Below are 1,954 nucleotides of genomic sequence, written 5' to 3'. Positions count from 1 at the left end.
TGCAGCGGTCGGCGCTGCTGCAGCGCTGATTCCAGCGGCCGGTGTCGGCGCAGCCGGAGCGGTCATCGGCGGTGTCGTCGGCGGCGCATACGGTGCGGGCGAAAACCTCGGTGAAGCACCTTCGCCCGCCCCAGCACCTGCACCTGCACCTGCCCCGGCACCCACGCCAGTCGCGGCCCCGGTATGGACTCCTCCGGAGGCAGCGAGCATCGCACCCGCGCATCCGTTGGAGGTGCGGGAGATCGTCGCTGCGCAGCCGGGCGGTGCCGATGCACTCGCCGCTGCCGACAACGTTGCAGCGCAGGCGGGATCGTTCCTGGATTCGGTTGCCCCTGCTGGATGGCACCTGTGACCTCGCGTCCTCGACTCCGCGTTGCTCGCGTGGCGTTGGCTGCGGCCGCCACTGTGGCGGTCGTGGTCAATGCCACGTCGCCGGCGTTGGCTGCTCCGAGCGAATCGGGCACGGACCTCATCACAGGTCCGTGCCCGGCGCTGTTCGCCCTCGGCGTGCAAGGGACCGGGGAGTCCGCCCCCGATGCCGCGCCGACGACCGACACCGGGATGCTCTCGCAGGTCTTCATGCCTCTGCTCGCCAAAGCCGTATCCGGTGGTACCGAGCTCGCTGGGCGGGCGTACGTGCCGTACGACGCCGGGTTCGGCGGCGCGGTGCCCGGCGGCAACGTCCCCTACACACAGTCGGTCGAGCGTGCGGAGACCAGCATCGACGCCATGGCTGCGGAGGTCGCTGCCGCATGCCCGGAAACGAAATTCACCGCCGCCGGCTACAGCCAGGGCGCTCACGCGGTCTCGACGTGGGCACAGAAAGTCGGAGCCGGTCAGGGGTCGATTCCGGCCGCCAAGCTCGTCGGGGTCGCCACCTTCGGCGACCCGACTCGGGCCGTGGGTGCACCGCTGTTTCCCGGTGCACCAGGGCAGACGACCCCAAAGCCTGCACCGGGCACCGCAGGGACAGAGGTCTCGAAGATCGAGGCCCTCGACCAGAACGCGCCGACCGGTGGAGGTATCGCGCCCACGTCGGACACGGTGAGCAACTACGGCGCGTTGACCGGCCGGGTCGCGAGCTTCTGCCAGTCCGGAGATCTCGCGTGTGACGCACCGTCGGATTCGCCGATCCTGCGGGTGGTGACCAACATCGCCGGTCAGTCCGAGCTCTCGGCCGGTGACCCGGTTCGGTCCCTGTCCTCGGTCGCGGAAGCGTTGGCGATGACCTCGATCAAGACGGCAGTGACGGTGGTCAACGAGGACATCAAGGGAACGACGCTGGCGAACCTGTCGATCGCTCCGAAGAAGTCCCTGTCCGAGCGTCTCGCGGTGGCATCGGATCCCAATACCCCGCTACCGACTGCCGACCAGGCGATCTCGGCTCTGCTCAAGGTGGGGACGATCGGGTTCAACGCCGTGAAAACGGTCGCGAAAGAGATCCTGACGCCGGCGAATATCGCCGAACTCGCCACAGTCGGGATGTCCAACCCCGTCGCCGCGGTCGGGTTGCTCGGAACCAAGCTCCTCGGCGCGGCCGCCAAGCTCGTTCCCCCGGCCACGACATCGCGGTTGACCAACCAGGCCTTCACCGCTGTCAAAGACAACATCACCGACAACAAGGACCTGTTGAACCTGGCGACCCTGACGAAGTACTCGTCGACCATCGCTCAACACGGCTCCTACGGGTCGACACCGACCACCCCGACAGGTGAATCGGCGACGGCGTTCGTGACCGACTGGTTCGTCGCGCTTGCCAAGGACCTGGCTAACGGTTCGACCGATACGGGCGGCATCGACGCCGACCCCAGCTCCCCACTCCCGAGCACTGCGATCACCACCACCGCCGTCGTCACACCACCGGCCAGCAGCAGGCCGACCACGACGACCCCGGCCGCTCTGCCGAATTGAGAAAGCCCCTGGCGCACACCTGCTGTGCGCCAGGGACTCTCGA

The 1,954-nt window shown here is 68.1% G+C and carries 2 protein-coding genes; both read left to right on the top strand.

Translation table 11 applies throughout. The annotated features are described in order from the left end of the window. Nucleotides 1–352: hypothetical protein (locus RHBS_RS29395; protein WP_374700677.1), on the top strand; the 352-nt coding region annotated here is incomplete at its 5' end. Further along, a complete protein-coding gene (locus RHBS_RS27280; RefSeq protein WP_121870943.1) occupies nt 340–1,911 on the top strand; it encodes a cutinase family protein in 1,572 nt (523 codons plus the stop codon). The genes RHBS_RS29395 and RHBS_RS27280, both read left to right, overlap by 13 nt. Nucleotides 1,912–1,954 lie beyond the last annotated feature (43 nt).

The organism is Rhodococcus sp. BS-15 (genome assembly GCF_000813105.1).
Lineage (GTDB): Bacteria > Actinomycetota > Actinomycetes > Mycobacteriales > Mycobacteriaceae > Rhodococcoides.
Note: the sequence above shows the minus strand (reverse complement) of the source record. Positions and strands in the feature narration are given on the sequence as shown.

Excerpts from the sequence above, each read along its gene's own strand:
- RHBS_RS27280 (WP_121870943.1), top strand. The coding sequence starts at position 340 with ATGGCACCTGTGACCTCGCGTCCTCGACTCCGCGTTGCTCGCGTGGCG.